The organism is Xylophilus sp. GOD-11R, from assembly GCF_033546935.1.
Taxonomy (GTDB): domain Bacteria; phylum Pseudomonadota; class Gammaproteobacteria; order Burkholderiales; family Burkholderiaceae_C; genus Xylophilus.
Window position 1 is genome coordinate 762,616 of sequence record NZ_CP137854.1, and the last position, 25,759, is coordinate 788,374.

25 protein-coding genes are annotated in these 25,759 nt (G+C 66.2%); 5 read left to right on the forward strand and 20 right to left on the reverse strand.

Going from position 1 to position 25,759, the window contains the following annotated elements; translation table 11 throughout:
- Positions 1–36 precede the first annotated feature (36 nt).
- Positions 37–429: a hypothetical protein gene (locus R9X41_RS03590; RefSeq protein WP_318633527.1), complete on the forward strand. Its 393-nt coding sequence runs from the start codon at positions 37–39 to the stop codon at positions 427–429.
- Positions 430–533: 104 nt separating this feature from the next.
- On the opposite strand, the gene R9X41_RS03595 is transcribed toward R9X41_RS03590, so the two are convergent.
- The 6 genes from R9X41_RS03595 to R9X41_RS03620 all read right to left on the reverse strand — a co-directional run bounded on the left by R9X41_RS03595 (position 534) and on the right by R9X41_RS03620 (position 7,909).
- A complete protein-coding gene (locus R9X41_RS03595; RefSeq protein WP_318633528.1) occupies positions 534–1,163 on the reverse strand; it encodes a PEP-CTERM sorting domain-containing protein in 630 nt (209 codons plus the stop codon).
- Between the two features lie 150 nt (positions 1,164–1,313).
- Complete coding sequence (locus R9X41_RS03600) at positions 1,314–2,027, reverse strand: RNA polymerase sigma factor FliA (RefSeq protein WP_318633529.1); 714 nt, start codon at positions 2,025–2,027, stop codon at positions 1,314–1,316.
- Positions 2,027–2,848, reverse strand: a complete 822-nt coding sequence (locus R9X41_RS03605; RefSeq protein ID WP_318633530.1) for a hypothetical protein — start codon at positions 2,846–2,848, stop codon at positions 2,027–2,029. The genes R9X41_RS03600 and R9X41_RS03605 overlap by 1 nt, the downstream gene beginning before the upstream one ends.
- Positions 2,841–4,448: a flagellar biosynthesis GTPase FlhF gene (gene flhF / locus R9X41_RS03610; RefSeq protein WP_318633531.1), complete on the reverse strand. Its 1,608-nt coding sequence runs from the start codon at positions 4,446–4,448 to the stop codon at positions 2,841–2,843. Before flhF ends, R9X41_RS03605 begins: the two co-directional genes overlap by 8 nt.
- Entirely contained in the window at positions 4,445–6,556 is a 2,112-nt protein-coding gene (gene flhA / locus R9X41_RS03615; RefSeq protein ID WP_318633532.1) for a flagellar biosynthesis protein FlhA, read from the reverse strand. Before flhA ends, flhF begins: the two co-directional genes overlap by 4 nt.
- A gap of 177 nt (positions 6,557–6,733) precedes the next feature.
- Entirely contained in the window at positions 6,734–7,909 is a 1,176-nt protein-coding gene (locus R9X41_RS03620; RefSeq protein ID WP_318633533.1) for an EscU/YscU/HrcU family type III secretion system export apparatus switch protein, read from the reverse strand.
- Between the two features lie 159 nt (positions 7,910–8,068).
- Between R9X41_RS03620 and R9X41_RS03625 the strand changes: the two genes are divergently transcribed.
- Both R9X41_RS03625 and R9X41_RS03630 read left to right on the forward strand, forming a co-directional pair.
- Positions 8,069–9,070, forward strand: a complete 1,002-nt coding sequence (locus R9X41_RS03625) for a M35 family metalloendopeptidase (RefSeq protein WP_318633534.1) — start codon at positions 8,069–8,071, stop codon at positions 9,068–9,070.
- 112 nt (positions 9,071–9,182) lie between these two features.
- Complete coding sequence (locus R9X41_RS03630; protein ID WP_318633535.1) at positions 9,183–9,464, forward strand: hypothetical protein; 282 nt, start codon at positions 9,183–9,185, stop codon at positions 9,462–9,464.
- Between the two features lie 587 nt (positions 9,465–10,051).
- Here the strand turns inward: R9X41_RS03630 and R9X41_RS03635 are convergent.
- The 4 genes from R9X41_RS03635 to motA all read right to left on the reverse strand — a co-directional run bounded on the left by R9X41_RS03635 (position 10,052) and on the right by motA (position 13,209).
- Positions 10,052–10,789, reverse strand: coding sequence for a protein phosphatase CheZ (locus R9X41_RS03635; RefSeq protein ID WP_318633536.1), 738 nt, complete (start codon positions 10,787–10,789; stop codon positions 10,052–10,054).
- Complete coding sequence (cheY, locus tag R9X41_RS03640) at positions 10,786–11,178, reverse strand: chemotaxis response regulator CheY (RefSeq protein ID WP_318633537.1); 393 nt, start codon at positions 11,176–11,178, stop codon at positions 10,786–10,788. Before cheY ends, R9X41_RS03635 begins: the two co-directional genes overlap by 4 nt.
- Positions 11,179–11,243: 65 nt before the next feature.
- Positions 11,244–12,338, reverse strand: a complete 1,095-nt coding sequence (gene motB / locus R9X41_RS03645; protein WP_318633538.1) for a flagellar motor protein MotB — start codon at positions 12,336–12,338, stop codon at positions 11,244–11,246.
- A 10-nt stretch (positions 12,339–12,348) separates the two neighbouring features.
- Entirely contained in the window at positions 12,349–13,209 is an 861-nt protein-coding gene (gene motA / locus R9X41_RS03650) for a flagellar motor stator protein MotA (protein WP_318633539.1), read from the reverse strand.
- A 193-nt stretch (positions 13,210–13,402) separates the two neighbouring features.
- On the opposite strand from motA, the gene R9X41_RS03655 reads away from it, so the two are divergent.
- Positions 13,403–15,094, forward strand: a complete 1,692-nt coding sequence (locus tag R9X41_RS03655; RefSeq protein WP_318633540.1) for an O-linked N-acetylglucosamine transferase, SPINDLY family protein — start codon at positions 13,403–13,405, stop codon at positions 15,092–15,094.
- Positions 15,079–16,311: a DegT/DnrJ/EryC1/StrS family aminotransferase gene (locus R9X41_RS03660; RefSeq protein WP_318633541.1), complete on the forward strand. Its 1,233-nt coding sequence runs from the start codon at positions 15,079–15,081 to the stop codon at positions 16,309–16,311. Before R9X41_RS03655 ends, R9X41_RS03660 begins: the two co-directional genes overlap by 16 nt.
- Here R9X41_RS03660 and R9X41_RS03665 read toward each other — a convergent pair.
- From R9X41_RS03665 to R9X41_RS03710, 10 genes are all read right to left on the reverse strand, one after another.
- Complete coding sequence (locus R9X41_RS03665; protein WP_318633542.1) at positions 16,202–16,900, reverse strand: LbetaH domain-containing protein; 699 nt, start codon at positions 16,898–16,900, stop codon at positions 16,202–16,204. The genes R9X41_RS03660 and R9X41_RS03665 overlap by 110 nt on opposite strands.
- A complete protein-coding gene (locus R9X41_RS03670) occupies positions 16,893–18,044 on the reverse strand; it encodes an aromatic ring-hydroxylating oxygenase subunit alpha (RefSeq protein WP_318633543.1) in 1,152 nt (383 codons plus the stop codon). The genes R9X41_RS03665 and R9X41_RS03670 overlap by 8 nt, the downstream gene beginning before the upstream one ends.
- A 1-nt stretch (position 18,045) precedes the next feature.
- Entirely contained in the window at positions 18,046–19,203 is a 1,158-nt protein-coding gene (locus tag R9X41_RS03675; RefSeq protein ID WP_318633544.1) for an aromatic ring-hydroxylating oxygenase subunit alpha, read from the reverse strand.
- The gene (locus tag R9X41_RS03680; RefSeq protein ID WP_318633545.1) at positions 19,176–20,390 is read right to left on the reverse strand and encodes an FkbM family methyltransferase; all 1,215 of its coding nucleotides are present in this window, start codon (positions 20,388–20,390) and stop codon (positions 19,176–19,178) included. The genes R9X41_RS03675 and R9X41_RS03680 overlap by 28 nt, the downstream gene beginning before the upstream one ends.
- Before the next feature lie 14 nt (positions 20,391–20,404).
- The gene (locus R9X41_RS03685) at positions 20,405–21,568 is read right to left on the reverse strand and encodes an FkbM family methyltransferase (protein ID WP_318633546.1); all 1,164 of its coding nucleotides are present in this window, start codon (positions 21,566–21,568) and stop codon (positions 20,405–20,407) included.
- Positions 21,569–21,598: 30 nt separating this feature from the next.
- The gene (locus R9X41_RS03690; RefSeq protein WP_318633547.1) at positions 21,599–22,231 is read right to left on the reverse strand and encodes a NeuD/PglB/VioB family sugar acetyltransferase; all 633 of its coding nucleotides are present in this window, start codon (positions 22,229–22,231) and stop codon (positions 21,599–21,601) included.
- A gap of 11 nt (positions 22,232–22,242) precedes the next feature.
- Positions 22,243–23,007 carry an SDR family NAD(P)-dependent oxidoreductase gene (locus tag R9X41_RS03695; RefSeq protein ID WP_318633548.1) on the reverse strand — a complete coding sequence of 255 codons (765 nt, stop codon included), beginning with the start codon at positions 23,005–23,007 and terminating at the stop codon, positions 22,243–22,245.
- A 4-nt stretch (positions 23,008–23,011) separates the two neighbouring features.
- Positions 23,012–24,067, reverse strand: a complete 1,056-nt coding sequence (locus R9X41_RS03700; protein ID WP_318633549.1) for a ketoacyl-ACP synthase III — start codon at positions 24,065–24,067, stop codon at positions 23,012–23,014.
- A 14-nt stretch (positions 24,068–24,081) separates the two neighbouring features.
- A complete protein-coding gene (locus R9X41_RS03705) occupies positions 24,082–24,312 on the reverse strand; it encodes an acyl carrier protein (protein WP_318633550.1) in 231 nt (76 codons plus the stop codon).
- A gap of 131 nt (positions 24,313–24,443) precedes the next feature.
- Positions 24,444–25,667, reverse strand: a complete 1,224-nt coding sequence (locus tag R9X41_RS03710) for a flagellin N-terminal helical domain-containing protein (protein WP_318633551.1) — start codon at positions 25,665–25,667, stop codon at positions 24,444–24,446.
- Positions 25,668–25,759 lie beyond the last annotated feature (92 nt).

Consider the following 25,759-nt stretch of genomic DNA (forward strand, 5'->3'; position numbering starts at 1 on the left):
CCTGAAGTCCATCAACCCTAATTCGATCGCGCCGCCATGCAGCCCGGAACCGCCACGCTCGCCGACATCCAATCCCGCTTGGGCCAGCTCGAGCGTCAGCTCGACGCCGCGTCGGCTGCGCTGGTCGCGGGTGACGGCGACGCGCTGCTGCGGGCGGCGACTTCGTTGCGCGATGCGGCGGCCGAAGCGGCCCGGCTGCTGCCGGTGCCGACCGCCGCGGTGCGGCAGGGCGGGGCGGAACTGCAGCGACGGCTGGCTTCGGCCGGCAAGCGTTTCGCATCCTGCCGGGAAAACCTGGCGCGCCGGTCGGCGGGGGTGGACCGGGCGGTGGCTTCGCTGATTCCGGCAGCGGGCGCAGACCATGCGACCTACAGCAAGACCGCCGCGGGGGCGTCGGTCGGGCGGAAGTTCGGGTCACGGTTTTTTTGAATGCCGGATTGCCGGCGCCATGAAAAAAGGCTCCGGGGAGCCTTTTTTCATGGCGCCGGCCTGTGGCTGTGGCGACCGCCGCGGCGGCTTTCAGGTGTGGTTCTTCAGCGCGCTGCGAGTACTTTCTGTTTCCTGCGAACCATGCCGGCCATCAGGCCCATGCCGGCCAGGAGCATGGCGTATGTCTCGGGTTCCGGCACGGCAGCAAGCGCTGATACGTTGTAAATGGATTGCAGCGCGAGATATTGAATTGTTTGACCGGTCGGGGCCAGCATCATCGTGACATCTCCGGCGTAGCCCACGGCGACACCATCAGCCCCAACGATGCCAGCGTTGCCGGACTCCCGTGCCCCGCTGCCGAACAAAGTATTGTTCGGTAATGGCTGGCCAACGAAATTTTTTGTCTGATCAAGAGGGCCCGGGCTGATGAAATACAGATTGAGAAAATCGGCTTTCGTATAATTTCCAGCAGCCGTCGCTCCGCTAACAGTAAGGCTGAAATCACCAATTGCTGAGCTGGAAAGCGATAAGTATCCGTTGTGGTCAGTCGCCACTATGGGGAATTGGTTGAGGTCCAATTCTATTAACGCAGTAATATGAGCCGTGTTGCCATAGGCTTCGCCGTCCCAATCGAACTTGAATGTCTGCCAGTCGCCAACTGCTGGACCTGCCACAGCGCTTGCGCCAGCACTGGCCACGATAAGGCCGGAGATAATGAGTCGAGCGATCTTCACGAATGTCCTTCCAGGTTAGGGAAGGGCATTGTTATGGAGGCCGATCGCGCGGTCCGACGAATCTAAAGCTTCCTGCTGAGTGCGATCGGACTACGCAAGACGAAAATCGGCGCGCGGCGCTCCGGCTTCGCCGCTCCCCGAATCTGCCGCTCAGTGGTGGCGCATTTTGGTACGCAAGCGGGCAATGGACTGGCTGTGCAGCTGGCACACGCGCGATTCGGTAATACCGAGTACCGCCGCGATTTCCTTGAGGTTCATGTCGTTTTCGTAATACATGCTCATGATGTATTGCTCGCGCTCGGGCAGGCCCTTGATGGCTTCGACCAGCGAAGACCGCAGGCGCTGGTCGCGCAACTGCTGCATCGGGTCGACGTCGGCGTCGTCGGGCAGCCGGTCGAGGAAACCGTCATCGTCGTCGCCGCCGGACATGTCCTCGATATAGACCAGCTGCGTGCCGCGCACCTTGGCCAGCATGCTCTGGTAGTCCTCCAGCGGCATACCCATCTCGGCCGCGATTTCCGACTCCAGGGGCGCGCGCCCGAGCTTCTGTTCGAGCCGGTGCAGCGCATGCTCGATGTCCTTCTGGCTCTTGCGCGAGCCCCGGCTCATCCAGTCGCCCTCGCGCAGTTCATCGATCATCGCCCCACGAATACGCTGGGTCGCGAACGTTTCGAACTGCACCCCCTGGGTGGCTTGGTAGCGGGTGAGCGCTTCGGCCAGGCCCATCATCCCGACCTGGATCAAGTCGTCGATCTCCACATTGGGTGGCAGCTTGGCGATCATGTGATGCGCCAGCCGACGCACCAGCGGTACGTATTGCTTGAGCATCGCTTCGCGGTCGAGCTGGCCTTTGGCGGTGTACATCAGTGGCTCCGGATGGAACGGTCGAATCGGACAAAAGCGGCGGCGTCGGGCGACGGGGCCAACGGGGTGGCCACCGTGGCGAGCGTAGCCGCGCCTTCGATCAGCCGCAAGGCAAGGCGGTGGACTTCCGCGGATGCGGGTTCACCTTCGGGCGCGGCGCGTACGCGCAGCACGTCGACATCACGGCCCAGCCAGTGCGAGGCGCAGCGCGCGAGGTTGTCGCGGGCGGCCTGCGCCATGCCGGCGGTGGCCATACCCGGCCGGGTGACGACCGAGGCCAGTGTCGGGAAAACACCGACCGCGACCATGGTCTTGAGCGAGCGCCAGGCGGCCAGCATGCTGTCCTTCTGCGGCGCGGCGGGCAGCACCGGCGAGATCGCCCAGTGGCGGGCCCAGTCGGCCAGGCGGTCGGCGGAGCCGAACAGGATGGCGATGTCGTAGGCATGCAGGGCACGACCCAGGCGGGCGCCGGCGTCGGCGCGCAGCGCGCCGTCGGGCTTGGCGAGGCCCGCGAGGCCGTGGCGTGCGGGAAACACCGAGAGTTCGGCGGCCGGCACTTGGCCCAGCAGATCGAAATCGTCGTCGGCCGACAGGCTGCCGTCGAGCAGTCCGTGCAGGCCGGGCAGCTCGAGGGTTTCGCCGCGCGAGGCGTCGAGCACCGCGACGCGGTAACCCAGCGCGCCGAGCGCGTCGCACAACTGCCACAGCAGCGGCAGTTCGGTGTCGGTATCGCCATGGCCGACGAGGGCGGCCAGGCGCGGGCCGGTCTGCGGCATCTGCAGCCGCAGCCCGGCGCCCTGGTCGAGGCAGGACTCAAGCATCGAGCATGCTCCCGCGGCCGGCGGCGAAGGCGGCCTGTGCGCCCGAGGCGTCGGACGAGAAGAAGAAGCTCAGATCGGCGGCCTTGGGATCGAAGGCCGACTTGGCGGGCGAGCGCATCGAGGCGCGGACCAGGCGGCCGGCGTCGGCTTCTTCCCAGTCTTCGGGCACGCGCTGGCCGTTGGTCACGCCCCGCACCACCATCTGGTGGCGGATGAGCGCGTCGACCGCCGGGCCGAGCTTCACGGCTTCGTCGACCTTGGACAGGATCGCCTGCTTGGCGCCGCTGGCCTTGAACGAGGTGATGACTTCGTCGATCGTGTCGCCGTGGCTGCCGGCGTTGAGCACCAGCAGGCGCTGCACGCCGGGCAGGTCGAGCACGTCGAGCATGTCGCGCTTGCGCGGGTCGCGCGGTGCGACGCCGGTGGTGTCGATCAGCACCATCTTCTTGTTGGCCAGCAGGCCGAGCAGATCCTGCAGGGCAGCGCGGTCGTGGGCCAGGTGGGCGACGACGCCGAGCATGCGGCCGTAGGCGCGCAGCTGCTCGTGGGCGGCGACACGGTAGGTGTCGAGCGTGATCAGGCCGACGCTCTGCGGGCCGTACTGGCGGGCGCACTGGGCGGCCAGCTTGGCGGCGGTGGTGGTCTTGCCGACGCCGGTGGAGCCGACCAGGGCGAAGACGCCGCCTTCTTCGGCCAGCGGCATCGCGTCCGGCGCGGTGCGCAGGTTGCGCTCCAGCACGTCGATCAGCCAGCGCACCGATTCACCGGCGGAGGCGTCCTGCGGCAGGCGCTCCAGCAGGGCACGCGCCAGGGCGGGCGAATAGCCGCCGCGGATCAGCTTGAGCATCAGGTTGGACTGGATCGGGTCCTGCTTGGCCTGGCCGAGCCAGGCCAGGGTGTTGAAGCGGTCTTCGATCAGTTCGCGCATCGACTGCAGTTCGTCGACCACGCCCTTGCCAGGCGCGGCGGCGACCGGTGCGGCGGCGCGGCGTTGCGCGGGAGCGGCGGCCGGTGCGCGGGCGGCGGCGACGGCGGCCGGCAGTGCGTGGTTGGCGCGGGCCGGTGCCTGGCCGGAGAGGGCCGGGGCGACCGAGCGCTCCATGCGTTCGACACGCTCGGAGACCCCCATGGTCAGCGGTGCCGGATCGGGCAGTGCCTCGTCGGCGGCCAGGCCCTGGGCTTGGCCGCTCAGGGCTTCGTGGCGGCGGCGCAGCATGCGTTCACGCACGTATTCCTGAAACGACAGGGTGCTCATGGCGAGCTGTTCGGTGTCTTCCTGCACGGCGGTGCGGCTCGGCGCCGGCGCCGGCTGGGCGTTGCGGGCGGCGGCCTGCCGGGCGGCGCCGAGGGCCGGGCGCTCGACCTGGGCGGCGGCGCGTGCCTGCAACTGGCCGGCGGGAGCGGGCTTGGCGACGGGGGCGGCGGCAGCGGCGGGCGCGCCGTCTTGCAGGTCCGACAGCGATTCTTCCGCGGTGGCGACCACTTCGACGCCGTTGGCGACCGGGCGGTTCGACAGGATCAGCGTGCCTTCACCGAAAGCGGCGCGGGCCTTGGCGAGGGCTTCGCGGGCGGTGGCGGCGGTGAAACGACGGATGTTCATGCTGTGGCTCCTCGCAGGATCGGGCCGATGCGGATGGAATGGGTTTCAGGAATCTCGCTGTGGGCGAGCACCTGCAGACGGGGTGCCACGCGCCGCACCAGGCGGGCCATGGCGCTACGGATCTGGTCGGGCACGAGCAGGCAGGCGGGCAGCCCGATTTCTTCCTGCTTGAGCGCGACCTCGGCAGCCGAGCGGGTCAGCATGTCGGCCACGCCCGGATCGAGCGAAGGGCCGTTGTTGCTGCCCAGGGCCTGCACCAGCAGGCGCTCCAGCTGCGGTTCGATGGCGATCACGCTGAGTTCGCGGGCCTGGCCGTAGATTTGCTGGACGATGGAAGGCGAGAGCGCGACGCGCACCCGGCGGGCCAATTCGGCCGGATCCTGGACGGAGCCGGCGTGTTCGGCCAGGGTTTCGATGATGGTGCGGATGTCGCGGATGTGCACCGACTCGTCCAGCAGCAGCTGGAGCACTTTCTGGAACACGGCGATGGACACCATTTTCGGAACCACTTCCTCGATCAGTTTCGGGGCCAGCTTGGCGACGTGTTCGACCAGTTGCTGGGTTTCGGTCCGGCTGAGCAACTTGGCCGCCTGAACTTGCATCAAGTGTGACAAATGCGTGGCCATGACGGTTTCTGAATCAACGACGGTAAAACCGGCCATTTGCGCCGCTTCCTTCTGCCGTTCGTCGATCCAGTGCGCCGGCAGGCCGAAGGCCGGGTCTGTGGTGGGGGTGCCGATGAGGGGCGTGGAGATGCCGCCGGGATTGATCGCCAGGAACATGCCAGGGAAGGCCTCGCCTTCGCCCACCACCACGCCGCGCAGGGTGATGCGGTAGCCGCTGGGCTTGAGTTCCAGGTTGTCGCGCACGTGCACGGCCGGCGGCAGGAAGCCGACTTCCTGGGCGAATTTGCGGCGCACGCCCTTGATGCGGGTCAGCAGGTCGCCCTGGCGGTTCTTGTCGACCAGGATGATCAGGCGGTAGCCCAGCTCCAGGCCGAGCAGGTCGACCGGTTGCAGGTCGTCCCAGCTGGCTTCACCGTCGTTGGAGGCGGCGGCCTGCTGCGCGGCGGCGGCGGCTTCGGCGGCCTCGACTTGCTTCGGGTCCGGCGGCGGCGGCCGCTTGGAGAGCTTCCAGGCCCCGTAGGCCACCGCGCCGCCGATGCCCAGGAACACCAGGTGCGGCATGCCCGGGATCAAGCCCAGCGTGAGCAGGATGCCGCCGGTGATGCCGAGCACCCGGGGCGAATTGAACAACTGGCCGATCACCTGGCCGCCGACGTCTTTTTCCTTGCCGACGCGCGAGATCACCATGGCCGCGGCCACCGAGATCAGCAGGCCCGGAATCTGCGCCACCAGCGCGTCGCCGACCGCCAGCAGGATGTAGGTGTCGGCCGCCTTGCCGGCGGTCAGGTCGTGCTGCAGCACGCCGATGGCGAAGCCGCCGATGATGTTGATCAACAGGATGATGATGCCGGCCATGGCGTCGCCGCGCACGAACTTGCTGGCACCGTCCATCGAGCCAAAGAAGTTGGCCTCTTCGCCCACTTCGGCGCGGCGCTTGCGGGCTTCCTTCTCGTCGATCACGCCGGCGTTGAGGTCGGCGTCCACGGCCATCTGCTTGCCGGGCATGGCGTCGAGGGTAAAGCGGGCGGACACTTCGGCGATGCGCTCGGAGCCCTTGGTCACCACCACGAAGTTGATCACCACCACGATAGCGAACACGATCAGGCCCACCGCGAAATTGCCGCCGATGAGGAAGTGGCCGAAGGCCTCGATCACCGCGCCGGCCGCGCCCGCGCCGGTGTGGCCTTCGAGCAGCACCACCCGGGTGGAGGCCACGTTGAGCGACAGGCGCATCAGGGTGGTCAGCAGCAGCACCAGCGGGAAGGCCGCGAAATCGAGCGGCTTGACCATGTAGGCCGCCACCATCATCACCATCAGCGCGATGGCGATGTTGAGGGTGAAGAACACGTCCAGCAGCCACGCCGGCATCGGCAGCACCATCATCGCCAAAATCATCACCACGAACAGCGGTGCGGCGATGCCCTTGATGGCGGCGCCGTTGGCGCCCATCCAGCTGCGGGCAGTCATCACTCGAGCTTTCATGCGCGGGCTCCTGAGGCGGGAATCGGGCGGTGGGGGCGGGGTGAACGGAGGTTCATGGGGCGGGTGTCCGGTGTGCGCCCATTGTCGGAAAGCTCCGACAAAACTAAAGGCCGATAAAGAGCGGTTTTGCGCCGCTGTATCGACGCACCCGGGCCGCACGCCGGGGGCGGTTTGTCGTCAGTCGGCCGCGTCGGCGACCTTCCTGGCCCGGGCGGCCGCAGCGGCCGGGTTGTGCGGATCGAGTTCCGGCGGCACGTCCAGCTCTGGCAGGGTGCCGGGCATGGCGGCCTCGCCACGCATCGCCGCCTTGAGGCGGTAGACATAGGCCAGCACCTGCGCCACCGCGTTGAACAGCGTCGAGGGAATCGCCTGGTCGAGGTCGGCGTGGGCGTAGAGGGCACGTGCCAGCACCGGAGATTGCAGCACCGGGATGTCGTGTTCGCGGGCGATGTCGCGGATGCGCATCGCCAGCATGTCCGAGCCCTTGGAGATCACGTGCGGCGCGTTCATGTTGATCTCGTCGTAGCGCAGCGCCACGGCGTAGTGGGTCGGGTTCATCAGGATGAAGTCGGCCTCGGGCACCTTGGAAACGCTGGCGCGGTTGGCGATTTCGCGGGCGCGCTGGCGGATCTTGCTCTTGATGTGCGGATTGCCTTCGGCGTTCTTGTGCTCCTGCTTGACTTCCTCGTGCGACATCTTGAGGCGCGACTTGTGGAAGAAGGTCTGCAGCGGCACGTCGACCACGGCGGCGGCGAACACCACCAGCATCATCGAGCTGACTCCGGAGATCAGCCAATCGCCGAGATCGCGCAGCGCCATCGCCGAGGGCTGCATCACCAGCGAGGTGACGCGCTGCATGCTGTCGCGCAGGAAGATCCAGGTGACGAAGAACAGGATGGCGGTCAGCACCGACAGCTTGGCGATATTGAAAAGTTGTTGCTTGCTCACCAGATTGCCCAGCCCCGAGATCGGGTTGAGGCGGCTGAAGTCCGGAGTGATGGGTTTCAGGCTGGTGATCCAGCCGCCGGAGCCGATGGTGCTCACCACGGCGGCGGCGCCCACCAGCACCGCGAAAAGCAGCGCCATCATCAGGCCGAGCGAGCCCATGTCCTGGGCGCGGTTCATCATGGTGTCGGTCTGGGCGAGGGTGCTGGCGTCGAAGCGCAACTGCTGGATCAGCGCCAGCTTCAGGCGCTCGAAGGCGGTTGGGGTGAGCAGCACCACGGCGAAAGCGCCGGCGCCTAGCACCGCCAGATTGGCCAGGTCGCGCGAACGCGGCGCCTGGCCGTCGTCGCGGGCTTTCTGGAGCTTTTGCTCGGTGGCGGGTAGTTGGCGGTCGGCGTCTGCGGACATGGCGGCTCGGGTTGGGGTTGCGCCATTGTCGGAAGCGGACGTGATTTCTAAAGGTCGATGAAAGCTGGCTTTTGGCGGCGATTCGCGGCATTCAGATCCGCGTAGAAATTTAGTAAGCGAACGCTAACATTCCATTTTTTCAGAATTGGAGAGGATGGAATGCAGCGATACCAGGTTCTGGTGGGCGACCAGCCCGCGCGAGGTGGCGAGGTCCTGCCGTATGAAATCGACCACGGCTTCACCATCGATGGCGCGGCCGTCGCCCTGATCGGCGGGCGCGCCTATTGCGCGGCTTGCAACGGCGTCGGCGTCATCGCCAAGGCGGGTGGCCCTTACCGAAGCACCTTGCACGGCGCCGAGATGGCGCTGGAGGGGGATGTGGTCGTGTGCGACTGCCCGGTGCCGCCGGCGTTGGTGGCGAGCAGGCAGCGGTTTCACAGTGTGGACGACCGGGAAGAAACCGTTGGCAATGCCTTGCCTGCGGCGACCGTGGCGAGTATTTGGTACGGCGAAGATTCCGTTGCCCTGACAAACAGCAAAAAGGTGGTGGATGGGTTAGTCAGACATCCGCCGGAGGCCTTGCAAAATGACCGAATTTGTCCGGCGCAGACTAATGAAAAATTTTATGAAGACATGATGGCCAATTGCGAAAGAGCAATTTATCTCGTAAATAGAAAAATAGAGCAATTGCAGGTCTGGGACGAAGTTGCTCGGCGAGATGTCAAATACTGGTTTGGACGGGAGGATGTGGAGATTAGGCGCTACTTGATAGAGGGCTTAAGCAGAACGGTGGCCGCCCTTCATGAATTGACCCCAAAGAACTTCGTTCGATACAGCGACGAATTTGCGCGACGAATATACTGCCGGGTAGATCCTAGTCCTGAGGCCGTCGCAGGCGTATGCAAGTCGGACACCAGGAATCGGATAATCGGAATCGCAAGAGGATTTTGCTCAATCCCATCAGATAGCGGCTCTGTCGATTCACAAGTTGGCACTATCATCCACGAGGTCACGCATTTTGACGATGTCTTCTCCGCGAACGACTATGTTTATCACTACCGTCAATCCGCGGAAATGGCTAAAACCGACAGCGGGAGACCGATGAAGAACGCTGACAGCGTGACCGGCTATGTCATGTGGGAAACTTTTTATGGTATCTAAATTATGGGGGTCGCTGTTATTGGTCGCCGCTTTTTCCGCGAGTGCTTGCCAACGCATGCAGGGAGTAAGCGTTGTATTCGAAAAAAATTCTGCCGAAATCTCCAGTTCTGAAATGAATTTCTTGACCGAGTGGGCAGAATTGGTAAAAGAAAATTTCGCCGGCGGGAGAATGCTCGAATTTGATGTTCATGCGGATCGCGCCGAAACGGACTACAAGAGTCTTGGCCGCCGTCGGGAAATTGCGGTCAGGCTTGCACTAAACCAACTCGGTGTTACCGCATCTGAGTATTATCTATCGTTGGATGTTTATGGGGAGCCTGACGGGTTGTGGGGCCTGGGTCGGGATAAGGATGTAAAGAGGGTAAATGTTCAATATACGCCGCTGTGTGATTGATGGTGGCATTATTTTAATTAGGCGGGATTTTCACGGCGCCGCCACTGATTTCGTCTGACACCATTTTGGTTGAGCCTCCGCAACCAGGGAGTATCGCTGGCGGCATTTCCGTCTAGAAGCACTTGGATTTACTTTTATCCCGTTACCCTCACGGGCGCCCATGTCAGATTAGGTAATTTCAACGCGCGCAGCCGGAGAAAAATTGCCTAATTTGTTCGCCAGTGTGATTTTTCGCGCAGACAGACTAACATTTGCGCCGCCGGAGCGCGCAATCGCGTCTTATTTCTTCTGTGCACAGATTCGCGCGCGGTCCGGGCCCTTCTTAATCCCGACCCTGCGAAGCAGGGACCATGGCACTCGATCAACCTCTGCCCAAACTGTTGCCTCAAGGGCGTCCCGATAACACATTCCCCAGGCCAAGTGAAGCGAAGGCCCGAATATGATTCTCCGCATTCAAGGGTTTTCTTTGGTGACTTCCTTTTGTCCCAGCAAAAGAAAATTACCGCTGGGTCTGGGGCGAACAAGTCCCCCGCTCCGCCGTCAAATCAAAGGAAGGCGACCAAGAAAATATTAATTGAGACACAAGCCTAAAACCCCAAACTAGCCAACAAATCATCGACCTCTGTCTGACTGGTCACCACTTCCCCAGAAGCCTTCTCCGAATCCACCACCGGCCCATTCAACCGAGGATGCGAAGGCTCCGGCAGCCCTTCCACCGCCACCTCGGCATCCGCTGCCGCAGTAACCGCAGCCGCCGAAGCAGCCGTTGCCGCGGCAGCCGCCTCCGGCGCTGCACTCCCGGGAGGCGCCGTCTGAATCAGCAACTGAATCAGCTGGTCCTCGATGGAAGCGGTCAGGCTCACCACCCGGGCAATGACCTGCCCCGTCAGGTCATGAAAATCCTGCGCCATCATGATTTCGGTCAGATGCCCATCAGCCTCCCGCGTGGTGCGTTCCATGTCCTCCAAAAAGTTCATGAGCTTGCCGCTGGCCACCGCCTGCACCGGATCCTTTTTCACGCTGGCGACCATCTGCCGTGCCCCGTTCAGGATGTGGTCGTGGTTGGCCTTGGCCATCTCGACCCGGTTGAGCACCTTCTCGGCCGCATCGCTGGTCAGCCGCGCGATATAGGACAGCCGGCTCTTGGCATCCGGCATCTCGCCCACGCTCTCGCGCAGCCGGTCGGCAAAGCCCAGGGCGTTGAGCGAGTCGTGCAACTGGCGCGTGAGCTGGCCGATGCGGACATGGATGATTTCCGAGGCCACCGGCGGCAAGGCGCTCGCGGCTCCAGGGGCGGGGGCAGGGGGAATGAGCTTGCCGTTCATGCCACCAACCCCGTCTTCTTCAGGATGTTGTTGACCTTTTCCTCCAGCGTTGCCTTGGTGAAGGGCTTGACGATGTAGCCGGCTGCGCCGCCCTGGGCCGCCGCGACGATGTCTTCCTTGCGCGCCTCTGCGGTCACCATCAGCACCGGCAGGTGCTTGAGCTTGTCGTCGCCCTTGATGCTGGTGAGCAGCTCGAATCCGTTCATGTTGGGCATGTTGATGTCGGTGACGACGAAGTCGAACCGGCCGTTGCGCAGTTTCTGCAGGGCGGCGGTGCCGTCTTCGGCTTCGTCGGCATCGGCAAAGCCCGATTCCTTGAGCAGGTTGCGCACGATTCGGCGCATGGTGGAGAAGTCGTCGACGATCAAAAAGCGTAGTGCTGTGGCCACGGAGGACTCTTTCGAAGGGGCTGGATGGGGTGGGGGAAGTGCGCGGACGAGGGTGGTCGCCGCGCTCAGCGCTCGGCCCGGGCGGCCGGCGCTTCGGCCTGGTTGCGCGGGGGGCGGGCGGGTAGATCGATGAATTGCTTGCGGGGTACGGCCGGCGCCGTCTGCGCGGAGGCCGGATTGCCGGCTGCCGGGTTGGCGCTCGCCGCCGATGCGGCGCCAGCGGCGGGCTTGCCGCCGTTGGCGTCCATTTCCTCGACGGCTTCCTCGAGTTCGTCGGGCGGCACGGCCGGCACCGCGTGGCTGAGCAGGCGCTCTTCGGCCTCGCGGGTCATGACGGTGACGGTGATGCGGCGGTTGGTCGGCGCCTTGGGCGTGGTCTTGTCGAGCAGGTCGCTCGCGGCCAGGCCGACGATGCGCACGAGTTGCGCGTCGGGCATGCCGGCGCCGACGAGTTCGCGCCGGGTGGCGTTGGCGCGGTCGGAGGACAGCTCCCAGTTGCTGTAGCCCCGGTCGCCGTTGCCGTAGGGCGTGGCGTCGGTGTGGCCGGCGATGCTGATCTTGTTTTCGACGTTGCCGAGCGCCGAGCCGATCTCGCGCAGGATGTCGCGCATGTAGGGTTTGACCAGCGCGCTGCCGCTGTCGAACATGGGGCGGTTCTGGTCGTCGACGATCTGGATCTGCAGCCCGTCGGGCGTGATGTCGATCTTGATCTGCGACTTGTATTCATTGAGCCGCGGGTTCACCGTGATCAGCGACTCGATCTTGTTCTGCAGCTCGGCCATGCGCTGGGCGTCCTGTTGGGCCTGGCGGCGCTTTTCCATCTTGGCGGCCATCTTGGTCTTGCGGTCGGCGTCGGATTCGCTGCGCCGCACCTGGCCGTGCACCTTGGTGAGGTCGTTGCCGCCACCGGGCAGGATGCTGGAGCTGTTGCCCGAGCCGTCGCCGCCGCCCAGCGCCACCTGCATCGGATTGCTGAAATAGGCGGCGATGCCCTGCAGCTCGCCCTTGGCGGTGGAGCCCAGCAGCCACATCAGCAGGAAGAACGCCATCATGGCCGTCACGAAGTCGGCATAGGCGATCTTCCACGCGCCGCCGTGCGGGGCGTGACCGCCTTTCTTGATCTTCTTGACGATGATCGGCTGGAGCTTTTTCTCTGCCATGGTGGGCCGCCTACTTCTTGCCCTTCACGTGCGATTCCAGCTCCGCGAAGGTGGGTCGTTCGGTCGAGAACAGCACCTTGCGGCCGAATTCGATGGCCGTCGAGGGGTTGTAGCCCTGCATGCTGGCCAGCAGGGTGGTCTTGATGCACTGGAATTCCTTGGCCGCATCCTCGGACTTCTGTTCCAGCAGACCGGCCAGCGGCTCCACCACGCCGTAGGCCAGCAGAATGCCCAAAAAGGTGCCGACCAGCGCCGAGCCGATCATGCCGCCGAGCACTGAGGGCGGCTGACCCACCGAGCCCATGGTGTTCACCACGCCCAGCACGGCGGCCACGATGCCGAAGGCGGGCAGGGCGCCGGCCAGTCGCGCCAGGGCGGCGATGGGGGCATGGGCTTCCTGGTGGTGGGTTTCGATCTCGCTGTCCATCAGGGATTCGATCTCGTGCGAATTGAGGTTGCCCGAGACCATCATGCGCAGGTAGTCGGTCATGAACTCCACCACGTGGTGGTCATGGCCGACCTGCGGGTATTTCTTGAAGATCTCGGACTCGTGCGGCGTCTCGACGTCCTTCTCGATCGCCATCAGGCCGTCCTTGCGGGCCTTCTGCAGGATGTCGTAGAGCAGCGACATCAGCTCCATGTAGCGCGCCTTGGTGTACTTGGAGCCCTTCATGACGGTCGGCAGCGTCTTGAGCGTGGCCTTGAGCACCTTGCCCTGGTTGTTCACCACGAACGCGCCGATGGCACCACCCATGATGGTGATGATCTCGAACGGCAGCGCATGCAGGATGACGCTGATGTTGCCGCCGTGCGCGATGTACACCCCGAAGATGCAACCGAGGCAGACGACGTAGCCGATGATGACGAGCATGGTGCTGGGAAGCCCTGGATAAGAAGCGGTGTGCTTTCGGTGGGAGGTGCCAGGGTTTCGCAAGCGTTTCCGGGCGCACCTCAGGATGTATCGGGATGCTAACTAAGCGTAGTTTAGTTAGCTCGGTGAAAAGCCATGGGAATGTCGCGCTGATTGAAACTTCATTTGCCCAACTCACTCCACAATGGCGCAGATGAAGAAACGGCCTACGTACGCCCCGGCGCGCCCCGTAAAACAACAGCCGGCGACCCGTCCGATCGCCCCCGAGGCACGCGAAGCGCTGGAGCGCGGCGCAGCATTCGAGCGGCGCCAGATGCTCAAGGAAGCGCTGGTGCAGTACATGCAGGCCCTGTCTTTCGAGCCGAAACTGGTACATGCATGGTTGCGGGTTGCTTACATCTTCCTGGTCGGCCTGCACTGGCAGCGCGGCATGGAAGCGCTCGAGACGGTGCTCCAGCTGGAGCCCGATTCGCCCGATGCCCTGCGCTTTCTGGCGTTCGCCGAATTCAACCTGGGCCGCCTGGAAGAAGCCCGTCGCCACATCGACCGCGCCGCCCGCCTGAGCAACGAATCGCCCACCTGGGTGCTGCGTGCGTTCATCCACAGCAACATCGACAAGGACCCGGTCAACACCCTGAAGGTCTACCGCGAATGGGGTAGCCGGGTGGCCGACCCGCTCACCGACCGGGCCGCGCCGCTGGTGGTGGCCGACCGGTCGCCGCGCCGCAAGCTGCGGGTGGGCTACGTGACGGCCGATTTCCGCCGCCATTCGATCGCCTTCTTCATGCTGCCGGTGCTGCAGCACCACGATCCCGACGAGGTGGAGGTGCATGTGTTCTCCAGCGGCGGCATCGACGACATCACCTTGCAGATGCAGAAGTTGGTGCAGGCCTGGCACAACGTGACCGAGCTCGACTACGAGCCGCTGTGCGAATACATCCGCGCCCAGCGCATCGACGTGCTGGTGGATCTGTCGGGCCACACGCTGGGCGAGCGCCTGCTCACTTTCGCCCGGCGCGCCGCGCCGGTGCAGGTGACCTGGCTGGGTTTCATGAACACCCTGGGCATGCGGGCCATGGACTGGCGGCTGACCGACTTCGGCACCAGCCCGGCCGGCACCGATGGCCATTACAGCGAGACGCTGTTTCGCCTGAACGTGATGGCGAGCTATTCGCCGCCGCCGGATTCGCCGCTGTTGGAAACGCCGCCGATGCTGCACAACGGTCATCCCACGCTGATCTCGCTCAACAACTCGGCCAAGCTCACCGACGAGATGCTGCGGCTGTGGCGGCGCATCCTGGAGCGCCGGACGGACGCGCGGCTGGTGATCATGGTCAAGGAGCACACGCCCGAAGACGCGCAGGACGCGATGCAGCACCGGGTGGAAGCCGCCGGCATGCCGATCGACCGCGTCTTCGTGATGCACCAGCAGCCGCTGGAGCGTTTCATGGAGCTGGGCCATATCGCCGACGTGGCGCTGGACACTTCGCCGATCTCCGGCGGCACGACCACGCTGCATGCGATCTGGATGGGCCTGCCGGTGGTCTGCATGGACGCCGAACGCGCCACCGATTCGTCGACCGCGCGCACCATCCAGGGACTGGGCTTCGGCGGGGTGATCGGCGCCGATCCGGACGACTACGTGGAAAAAGCGCTGGCCCTGATGGACGACGTGGAGGGTCTGGCGGAATACCGCCGCACCGCCCGCGACAAGTTCCGCGTCAGCGTGCTGATGGACTACGCCACCCGCACCGCCGAGCTGGAACGGGCCTATCGCCTGATGTGGCTGAACTACCTCGCCGGCGAAAAACGCTGGCGGGACGTGACCGTCGACCTGGAGCAGGCGATGCGCGAGGTCGAGGGCCTGGCATGCGAGCAGAGCTGAAAACCCCCTCCCCGGAGGACGGCCGGCCCGGCATCGCCCTGCTGGTGCCCGACATGCCCTCGCCCAAGGCGCTGATGCCCTGGCTGCAGCGCATGCACGAGGCGCGCCACTATTCGAATTTCGGGCCCCTGGTCTGCGAGCTGGAAAAGCGCCTGGCCGCGCGTTTCGTCGGCCACGGACGCGGCCGGCCGGCGGTGACGACGGTGTCCAGCGCCACGACGGGGCTGGAGCTGGTGCTGCAGGCGCTCGACCTGCCGCCGGGCTCGCGGGTGCTGGTGCCGGCACTGACCTTCGTGGCCACCGCCACGGCGGTGCTGCGCGCCGGCCACGTGCCGGTGCTGTGCGATGTCGATGCCGACAGCTGGCTGCTCACGCCCGAGATCGCCCGACGCGCCTGCGCCGATGTCGAGGTGCGGGCGGTGATGCCGGTGGCGGCCTTCGGTGCGCCGCACGACGCCCGCGCCTGGGATGCCTTCAGCCGCGCGACCGGGTTGCCGGTCGTGATCGACGCGGCGGCGGCCTTTGGCGGCCAGTGGCTGCACGACACGGCGCTGACCCTGGTGTTCAGCCTGCACACGACCAAGTCGCTGCCGGCCGGCGAGGGCGGGCTGGTGGTGTCGCACGACGACGCGCTGGTGGCGCGCGTGCGGCAGTTGTCGAACTTCGGCATCAACCTGCAGGCGCGCCGCAAGGTGCCGGTGGGCGCGCTGGCCGAGGCGGGCACCAATGCCAAGATGAGCGAATTCCACGCGGCGGTCGGCCTGGCCTCGCTGGAGAGGTGGGACGAGCGCGCCGCGCTGCGCCGCGACACTTTCGCGCGTTACGCCGGCGTGCTGGAGGCGGCCGCGCCCGGCCGCTTGCGCTGGCAGCGGCTGGCCGGCGGTGAGCCGGTGGCCGCACCGGTGGGCATGTGCCTGCGCCTGCCCGGTGCCACCGCGCGGTCGCGCTTCGAGAAGCTCTGCCACGACGACGGCGTGGGCACCCGGCGCTGGTACCAGCCGCTGCTGACCCAGATGACCGCGCTGCAGCCGCTGTGCGAGGCCATGGATTGCCCGCAGGCGCAGGCGATCGCGCAGGACCTGGTCGGCGTGCCCTTCTTCCTGGGCCTCAGCCCTGCCGATCAGGACCGGGTGGCGGCATTGCTGTCCGCGGCGCTCGTCGATCGTAGACACGCCCCTCGGCCCGAAGTCCGGCATGGGTCAGCGTTGGTGTCCTGAGGTCGGACTCTAGGGTCTGGAAAGCCCGGATCTGGTTCCAGTCGCCGATCTGCCGTGACGCGGCGATGCGCACGCCGGAGCCGAAGGTATTGAAGTCGCCGATGCGGGTGTGCTGGTCGACGAAGCATTGCGCGCCGAAATAGTTGTGCTCGCCGATGCGGCAGTCGTAGCCGATGAAGGTGCCGGCCCGCAGGATGGTGTCGGCACCGATGCTGCAGCCGTGCTGCAGGGTGGCGCCTTCGAGCACCAGGGTGTGCGGCCCGATCCGCGCGCTGGCGGCGACGTGCGCCTTCGGGCTCACGAAGGAGGCGAGCGAAAAACCCAGCGCGGTGGCCGCATCGCAGACCTGCGCGCGTGCGAGGTTGTTGCGGCCGTGTTCCAGCGCGACGTAGATGTCGTGCGATGCCGGGTCGAGCGACGTGGCGATGTCTTCGAAGGCCCGCACCGGCACCGCGCCGATGCGCTCGGCCGCGAGGAAGCGGCGGTGCACGGTGAAGGCCACCGGTGGCCGGCCGGCGTCTTCGGCGAAATAACGCGCCATCCACACCGCGAACTCGCTGTTGCCGAACACCACCAGCGGCCTATCCATGGGCGGACTCCGGTGCCTGCATCGCGTGCATGTAGGCTTTTTCGAAGGACAGGATCTTGTCCTCGCGCTGGCCAAAGAAGGAGGGCGTGGCGACCGAGCGGATCACCCCCTGCGCCACCTCCACCGCCGCCAGGTCTTCCTGGAAGATCAGCATGGAGCCCAGTGCCAGCCGGTAGAGCAGTTCGGGCTGCACGGCGCTCGAAGCACCGCCCGCGCCGCGCGCCGGCACCATCCGGTAGTGCGACACGCAGTGGCCGCTGTCGACCGGGCTGTAGCGCACGATGTTGTACCAATAGCCCTGCACCGACGTGATGATCACATTGGGGTAGAGGAACAGGTGCAGGTAGTGGTCGAAGGCGTGGGCGCGGCTCGGGAAGTGCTCGGCCCACAGGGCTTCGTTGCGCGCCACGGAGGCCGCATCCATGGTCACTTCCAGGTGGGCGTGGCGGCGCGAATAGTCGGCCGGGAACGCATCGCCCTCGGTGTCGGCATCGAACGGGTGGAACGTCCACCGGTTGCTCACATAGCCGGTGGTGTCGAGCGAGGACTTCGGATGCACGAACTGCGCGTGGATGTCGTCGAAGGCGTTGTGGACGATCCATTTCCAGTTGGAGGCGCTGGGCAGCGCGCATTCGAAATGCACGTCGTCCATGGCCCGGCCGATGTCCTGCAGCATCGGCAGCCAGTCGCCCATCTGCGACTCGAAACTGCCGGTGGGCTCGATCGCCACGAACACCAGGTTGCCGCAGGCCGCCAGCGCGAATTGCTTGAGGCCGAGCTCGCGTCGTTCGGCCGGCGCGATCGGATAGAAGGCCGCGTTGTGCGGTATGCCGATCAACTCGCCCTCGCGGCCGTAGACCCAGCCGTGGTACTGGCAGAACAGCGCGCGGTTGCCCCGGGGCTCGCTTTGCAGCGGCACCTTGCGGTGCGAGCAGACGTTGTGGAAGGCGCGCAACTCGCCCTTCATGTTCTGCACCACCACCGGCACGCCGCCGACGTCCTGCGCCACGAAATCGTCGGGCTCCATCAGGTCCGAGCGCAGGCAGAAGAACTGCCAGGTGCGGCGGAAGATGCGCGCCTGCTCGGCCGCATGGATGGCGGGGTCGTGAAAGCAGTGCGGCGGAATGCGCGAGGCCTGCAGCATCTCAACGGCCCGCCGTGCTGCCGGCCGCGTGCAGCCAGGCGGTGTGGAAATACCGCACCCGGTCTTCGATGCCCTCGCCGAACAGCGCCAGCCGCTCGGCCTGCGCCAGCCCGGCCTGTACCCGCGTGCAGATGGCGCCGTCCTCGTCGAACACCTGTTTGGTGAAGCCGTGGTTGTCCTCGTAGATCTTCGCGATGATCTTTTCGCCGTACGCGTCCTGCCCCTCGAAGCCGACGCCGACGGTGCGTGAATGCACCCGGGTGGTGGTCACGTCCACCGGCTGGAACACCTGCACATGAAAGCTGTAGCCCATGAAGGAGGTGACGGTGAGGTTGGGAAAGATGTGGTGGTGCGTGTAGTGCTCGAAGCGCCAGGCCCAGCGGCCGATGCGCGGCTCCATGCTGCGGGCGAAGCGGCGCAGCCAGCCGGGCTCGGCGGCATGCTCCATGTACGAATGCAGCGGCTCGACGAAATGGTTGCTCGCCGCCTCGATGCCGCTCTGCATGCCGTCGACCTGCATGAAGGTCTGGTTGTGCACGGCAGGCACGTGGTAGCCCTCGAGCGAGTTCTCGATCAGCACCTTCCAGTTGGCGGGGACGTCCTCGGAGAACTCGGAGAGGGTCGCGGTCATGCCGGAGGAGGCCCGCAGCAGGAAGGCATGTTCGCTGCCCAGGTAGTCGGCGAGCGACGGGCCCTCGGCGGCGATGCGTACGAAGACGAACTGGCCGACGGCCTCGCAGGCGTATTCGTGCAGCCGGTGGGCAGTGGGGTCGGCGACCACGGCGGGGAAGGCCTGCGGCTGCGGAATGCCGACCGGCACGCCTTCGCGGTCGTACACCCAGCCGTGGTAGGGGCAGCGCACCGGGCGGCGGTGCACGCCGTGGCCGCAGAGCTGCGAATGCCGGTGCGAGCACACGTTGCGAAAGGCTCGCGGCCGGCCTTCGCGGTCGCGCTGCAGCAGCAGCTCCACGCCCGCCACCGGCACGCCGATGTGCGCGGTGCCATCGAGTTCGTAGAGCATGCCGGCGAAATGCCAGCAGCGGGCGAACAGGCCCCGCTGTTCGTCCAGGTGCCGGGCGGGGTCGCGGTAGCTGTCGAGGTCGATCATCGGCGGCTCGTCGAAGGCGATGTTCAGTAGAAGTACAGGCAGGTGTCCCACCGCTCTTCGGTGTGGTGGCGCAGGCCGACACGGTAGTCGGGGCGCACCTCGCGGGCGAAGCGGGCGATGTCGACCAGGTCACCGGCGCGGTGATAGGCCGATATCGCCAGCTTGGGCCTGGACGCCGCGATGAGGCCCTGCGCGCCCCGCAGCGCGGCGAGTTCCGCGCCTTCGATGTCCATCTTGATGAGCGTGGGTTCGCCGTCGATGACGTCGTCGAGCCGCCGCACTTCGGCCGTGCCCGCGCCGTTGTCGCGCGCGAGCATGCCGGCGTGGCCGCCCTGGTGCGAGAAGGCCATGGTGCCCGGCGCGTCGCTCACCGCGTAGGGCAGCAGGTGCAGCCGGTCGTGCTCGGGCCGGCCGGCGAACTTGTCCTTGTATTTCTGCAGCGTCTCGAGATTGAAGCGGTCGGGCTCGACCATCCAGATGCGGTCGAAGCGGCCATCGGTCACGTCGATCAGGGCCGAGGTGGATTCGGCCAGCGATGCGCCACAGTCGACAAAACGCTCTTGCGTGCCAGGCGACCACAGGCCGGTGCGGAAATAAAGCGTGCAGTAGGGACGCGCGGCGTGCAGCGTCCATTCCGGATTGCAGGTGAGCTGCGTCAGCAGCACGCTGTGCAAGGTGAAGCGCGAGTAGTCGTCGACCAGCACGTCGCCCAGCGCCAGGAACTCGTCCGCGCGCGCGGCGATGGTCCGGCCCCAGTCCTCGATGCGGTGGTCGTTGGATGCCTCGGGCCGCAGCAGGCGCATCGCCTGTTCAAAGTTGAGGTGCGCGATGCCGTGGTGGCGGGTCAGGGTCTTGAAGTAGCGGCGCGAGTAGTCGTAGCGGCAGGCGCTGACCGCCAGGATGTCTTCGTCGCGTGCGCGCTCGACCAGTTCGGCGGAGGTGATCGTCGGCAGGCCGGCATAGGCCTCGCCGCGGGCGGCGCGGAAGTCGTCCACCACCGCATCGATGCACGCCCGGCCGGCGAGTTCGTCCAGCAGGATGGCGGTGAAGGACGAGGCGCCCAGCACCACGATACGGGTGGCCGCGCCGTGGCGGGCGACGATCTCGCGGGCCTGCGCCGGAATGCAGAACAGCGGGTCCGCCGTGTAGGCGTCGAGGGCGGCGAGCGTGGTGGCGCGCAGGTCGAGGTCGATCTCGCCGGTGCGGTGCAGAAGGGTTTCGAGGGTGATGTCAGCCATGGGTCTTCCTGCGATCAGCGCGCCGCATCGACCGGCAGCCAGTCGGCGCGGGGCGAGGCGTAGATGATCGAGTCGTAGAAGTAGTTGTAGTGCTGCCGCATGCGGATGGTGTAGCCCTCGGCGATGTCGTCGATGGTGGAGACCACGTCGAGCAGGTCGTCGGCATAGTGGTAGGAGGCGATCGCCAGGCGCGGCCTGCTGTTGGCGATGAGCCTTTCGGCGCCGCGCAGCGCACGCGGCTCGTAGCCCTCCACATCCATCTTCACGAACGTGGCGTGCTCGACGAAGTCGTCGATGCGGACCGCTTCGATGCTCACGTTGCCCTCGGCCGATACATGGCTGGCCATGGTGCCGGTTTCGGAGAAACGCAGGGTTTCGCGGCGGTCGGACACCGCGAACTTGTGCGGGTGGAAATCGGGCAGGGCCACGGGCGTGAGTTGCGCCAGCGCCGCATGGTTGGCTTCGTCCGGCTCGAAGGCGTGCAGGCTGGCGTAGCGGCCGCCGGTGGCGCCGAGCAGCTTCTGGATGACGGTGCCGCGATGGGCGCCGCAGTCCACGAAATGTTCGGCGTTGCCGGGCACGAAGGTCTCGCTCTGCGCGCCGACGCCGAAGTATTCGTCGCGGCCCCAGAGGTTGACCGGGCGCAGCACGTTGCGGTCGAACTGCAGGCGCAGCAACAGGGCCGCGTAGAGCGTTTCACGGCTGAAGTCGTCGGCCAGGCGATTGGCCAGGGCGAGCCAGTCGTCGGCCCGGCGCAAGGTGAGCTCGCGCATGGTGCGCACCGTCTGGTAGACGGCCGGGCCGTCGTACGCGGCCTGCAGGTGGGTGAGCGTGAAAACCGGCACGCCGGCGGCCTCGCCCGCGCGGCGACACATGGCCTGTGGCAGCGGGTACGAGGTGAAGTCGACGATGGCCGGCCGGCGCAGGCCGCCGGCCCGGGCGATGAAATCGGCGGTCCTGACCACCGGCACGCCCTGGATCTCGGTTTTGGCGGTGAAATCGTCCACGCACAGCACCACGCGCGCGCCGGCGGCGATCATCAGGCTGAGGTGGAATGAGGCCAGAAAGGATTCCGGGCCGAAGGCGACGATGTCGCTGTCTTTCAGCACGTCCTGCGTGGTGGGGGCGGGGGAGGCGAAGGCCTCCAGCAGCCGGGGTCGCAGGGAGGTTTCGGTCATGGTCCGGTGGTCCTGGTGAGTCTTCTGGGTCTAACGGAATTCGAATCGCCGCGCCGGGTTGCCCAGCACGGTGACGCCCGGCGGCACGCGGCCGACGACCACGCTGCCGGCGCCCACGGTGGCGCCGTCGCCGACGACCGCGCCCGAGGTGATGACCGAGTTGGGATGCACCGTGACGAAGTCGCCGATGCGGGCGCCGCCGGCAATGGTGCAGTGGCTGTTGATCTGGCAGAAATCGCCGATGCGCGCGTCGTGGCCGATCACCGCGTATTCCTGGATGCAGCTGAAGTCGCCGATCTGCACGTCCACCGAAATGCCGGCACGCGGCGCGACGATGCAGCCACGGCCGATGCGCGCATGGCGGGTGACGTGCGCCTGCGGATGCACGACGGTGGCGAAGTCGACCTGGTGGATTTCGCGCAGCGGCCGGGTGTAGTCGAAACGTGCACGCGGGTCGCCCAGGGCGGCCATGAACACGTCGCCTTCCACCGGCACATAGCTCAGCGGGTCGCCGACGATGCCGATGGAGCGCGGCGTGGCGTCGAGCGCGCCGGTACGCGAGTCGAGAAAGCCCTTGGGGCGAAACAGCGGGTTGTCGTCCTCGATATAGGTGAGGACTTCGCGGCCGAAGCCGCCGGCGCCCACGATCAGCAGGTTGCGCATCGCGGCGGGGCTCAGGTCACGGTGAGGCCGCCGTCCATCACGAGCGTGGTGCCGGTGATCCAGCGGCTGGCGTCGGACAGAAAGAACACCGCAGCGTTGGCCACGTCTTCCGGCCGGCCGAAGCCCAGCGGATGGTTGGCCTCCTGGCGCGCCATGGAGTCTTCGCCGGCGGTCTGCATGGCGAGCTCGAACAGCGGCGTGACGACCAGCGAGGGCGACAGGCAGTTCGCGCGAATCTTGCGTTTGGCGACTTCCATCGCCAGGCAGCGGGTGGCGGCGATCAGCGCGGCCTTGCTGGCCGAATAGGCGCCGACGCCCGGCACGCCGATGTGCGCGGCGATGGAGGAAATGAACAGGATCGAGCCGCCGGCGGCCACCAGGTTGCGGCGCAGGATGGCCTGGGTCAGCAGCAGCGGGCCTTCGACGTTGATCGACTGCACTTCGCGCAGGTGCGCCAGGGTCATCTGGCGAAACGGCGAAAGGCGCGAGATGCCGGCTGCGTGCACCACGCCGTCGAGCGGCGCGGTGACGGCGGCGGCGGCGGCGGTCACGCCTTCGGGCTGGGTCAGGTCGGCCTGGCACACGGCGTGCGCGGCGGGCGAGGCGGCGCGCAGGCGCTCCAGGGTTTCGTCGAGCCGGGCGGCGTCGCGGCCCAGGGCCAGCACTTCAGCGCCCATGGACGCCACGCCCAGCGCGATGGCCTGGCCGATGCCGGAGCTGGCACCGGTCACCAGCACGCGTTTGCCTTCGAGGGTGAACGGGTTGGCGATGGCCATCGCTTCAGATCTCCACCAGCGGCAGCATCTTCGCGCCGGCGATGTCGAGGATGGCGCTGGCCCACGACAGGCCGACGCCGAAACCGCTCATCAGCACCTTGCGGCCACCGCCATGCTGCAGTGCTTCGCGGGCATGCACCGTCATCGTCAGCGGGATCGAGGCCGAGCTGGTGTTGCCGTAGTCGTAGAGCGTGGTCGGCACTTTTTCCTCCGGCAGGCGCAGCTTCTTGCGGATGGTCTCGTTGATCATCCGGTTGGCCTGGTGAAAGAAGAAATAGTCGATCTGCTCCGCCTCGGCACCGGCCTTGCCGAGCAGCGCCTGCACCGCCGGCGGAATGCGGGTGATGGAGAAATTGAGGATGGCCGGGCCGTCCAGCACGATGTCGACCGCGCGCCGGGTGATGCCTTCGGCGTTGGTGGTTTCCTGCAGGTGCTCCGGCTTGATCGGGTTGCGGTTGCCGCCGGCCGGGCAGTAGATGGCCTGGTATCCGGCGCCGTCGCTGAACATGTCGAAATGCATCGGCGGCGCGCTCTCGTCGTATTCCAGCGCGGTGGCCGTGGCCGCGTCGCTGAACAGCACCGCGAAACCCTGGTCCTTGGAATTGGGATTGGTCGACTTGTCGCCCACCAGCACCAGCACCTTCTTCAGGCGGCCGGCCGACAGCATGCTGCCCGCCACGAACAGGCCGTAGGGATAGCCGGAGCAGCCCAGGTTGATGTCGAAAGCCAGGCAGCTGTGCGGCAGGCCCAGGCGGTCCTGCAGCAGGATGCCGGTGCCGGGATAGGGATAGTCGGGCGACTGGGTGACCACCAGCAGGGCGTCGATCTCGTCCTTCTGCCAGCCGAGCTCGGCGATCAGGTTTTCCGCGGCGGCCTGCGCCAGATCCGAAAAACACACCTCGGCCGCCGACTGGCGCCGGTGCGCGATGCCGATGTTGCGCACCAGGCGCTCGCGCTCGGAGCGCTGCTCGGGCGGGCAGTCGAGGTTGGAGACACTGTGCCGGGGCACGGCGCTGGCAAGGCCGGCGAAGCGGACCTTTTCGAGCAGGGCGTAGGCCATGGCCGCCGCTCCTTTCAGCCGAGCAGCTGGTAGAGGTCGGCGACGGTGACCGAGCGCTTGAGGTCGTCGCCCACCACGGTCTTGCCGTACTCGACGTCGAACATGACGATCACGCCGAGGGCGGCCAACGAATCCCATTCGGGCAGGCTGCGCAGCTCGGTCTCCGGCGTGATCTCCACCGCGTCCTGGAAGTCGACGGCGCTGACGAAGTTTTCGATGAATTGGTCGATCGTGACGGTGGCCATGGGTGATTCCGCAAAAAGAGAAAAGAGGCGTGCACCGTGCCGCTCGCACGCTGCACGCCTCGATGGTTTTCAAACGCAATCGGGCAGTTTAGTGGTGAAAAGCTGCCCTATCACGCGGGCGTGTGAGCGACTTACTTCAGCAGTTGCAGCACGCTCTGCGGGAGCTGGTTGGCCTGCGCCACCATGGCGGTGCCGGCCTGCTGCAGGATCTGGGCACGCGACAGGTTGGCGGTTTCCACTGCGAAGTCGGCATCCACGATGCGGCCGCGCGATGCGGAGATGTTCTCGTTCTGCACCGCGATGGTGGAGATGGCGTTCTCGAAGCGGCTCTGCAGGGCGCCGAGGTCGGCGCGCGAGGAGTTGGCCGCGTCGATCGCCGCGTCGATCTTCTTGAGCGCGGTCCAGGCACCGGCCTGGGTGCCGATGTCGATGCTGTCGATGCCCTGGGTTTCGGCGGTGGTGGCGGCGGCTGCGAAGGTCGGGGCGGCGAAGCCTACGGTCGACTGCGCGGCGGTGCCCGAGAAGGCGATGGTCGGGATCGCGGCGGTCGGCGTGTTGGTGCTGATGTCCTGCTTGTCCGAACGGAACTCGATATTGAAGCTGCCGTTGTCCTGCTTGGTCACGAAGGCGGTCACGCCGGTGTCGGCGGTCCTGGCGTTGATCGCGGCGGCGACCTGGCCCAGGCGTTCGGAGCCGGAGGAGGCCGAACCGATGGCGTCGAGGCTGATCGTGGTGCCGTTGACGCTGATCGAGATGTCGCCGGCGGCGATCGGCGAGGCGTAGCCGGTGGTGACGGCAGCGGTGTCGATGTTGGTGACGCTCGACTCGGCGAAGGCGATGGAGCCCAGGCTGGAGCCGCGGGCGTCGGCCAGTGCGCCGATGGAGATGTTGTCGCCGGCGTTGGCGCCGACCTGGAACACGGCGCCAGCGAAGGAGCCGTCGAGGATCTTGGTGCCGTTGAATGTGGTGGTCTTGGCGACACGGTCGATTTCCGAGGACAGCTGGCTCACTTCGGCCTGCAGGGCCTTGCGGTCGCTGGCGCTGTTGGTGGCGTTGCCGGCCTGAACGGCCAGTTCACGCATGCGCTGCAGCATGTCGCCGACCTTGCTCAGCGCGCCTTCGGCCGTTTGAGCCAGCGAAATGCCGTCGTTGGCGTTGCGCGATGCCACCGTCAGGCCCTTGACCTGGGTGTTCATGCGTTCGGCGATGGCCAGGCCCGCTGCGTCGTCCTTGGCGCTGTTGACACGCAGGCCCGAGGACAGGCGCTGCATCGCGGTGGACAGGGTGGTTTGGGAGCTCGCCAGATTCCGCTGAGCGGTCATCGAAGCGATGTTCGTATTGATGGTGGATGCCATGACGGTAGTTCCTGATGAAGAAAGACCGGCTTACCGCCGGAGTGGTAAGCCGCCTTTACTCGGCTGGCTTATCGCTGGTGCGGATTGAATTC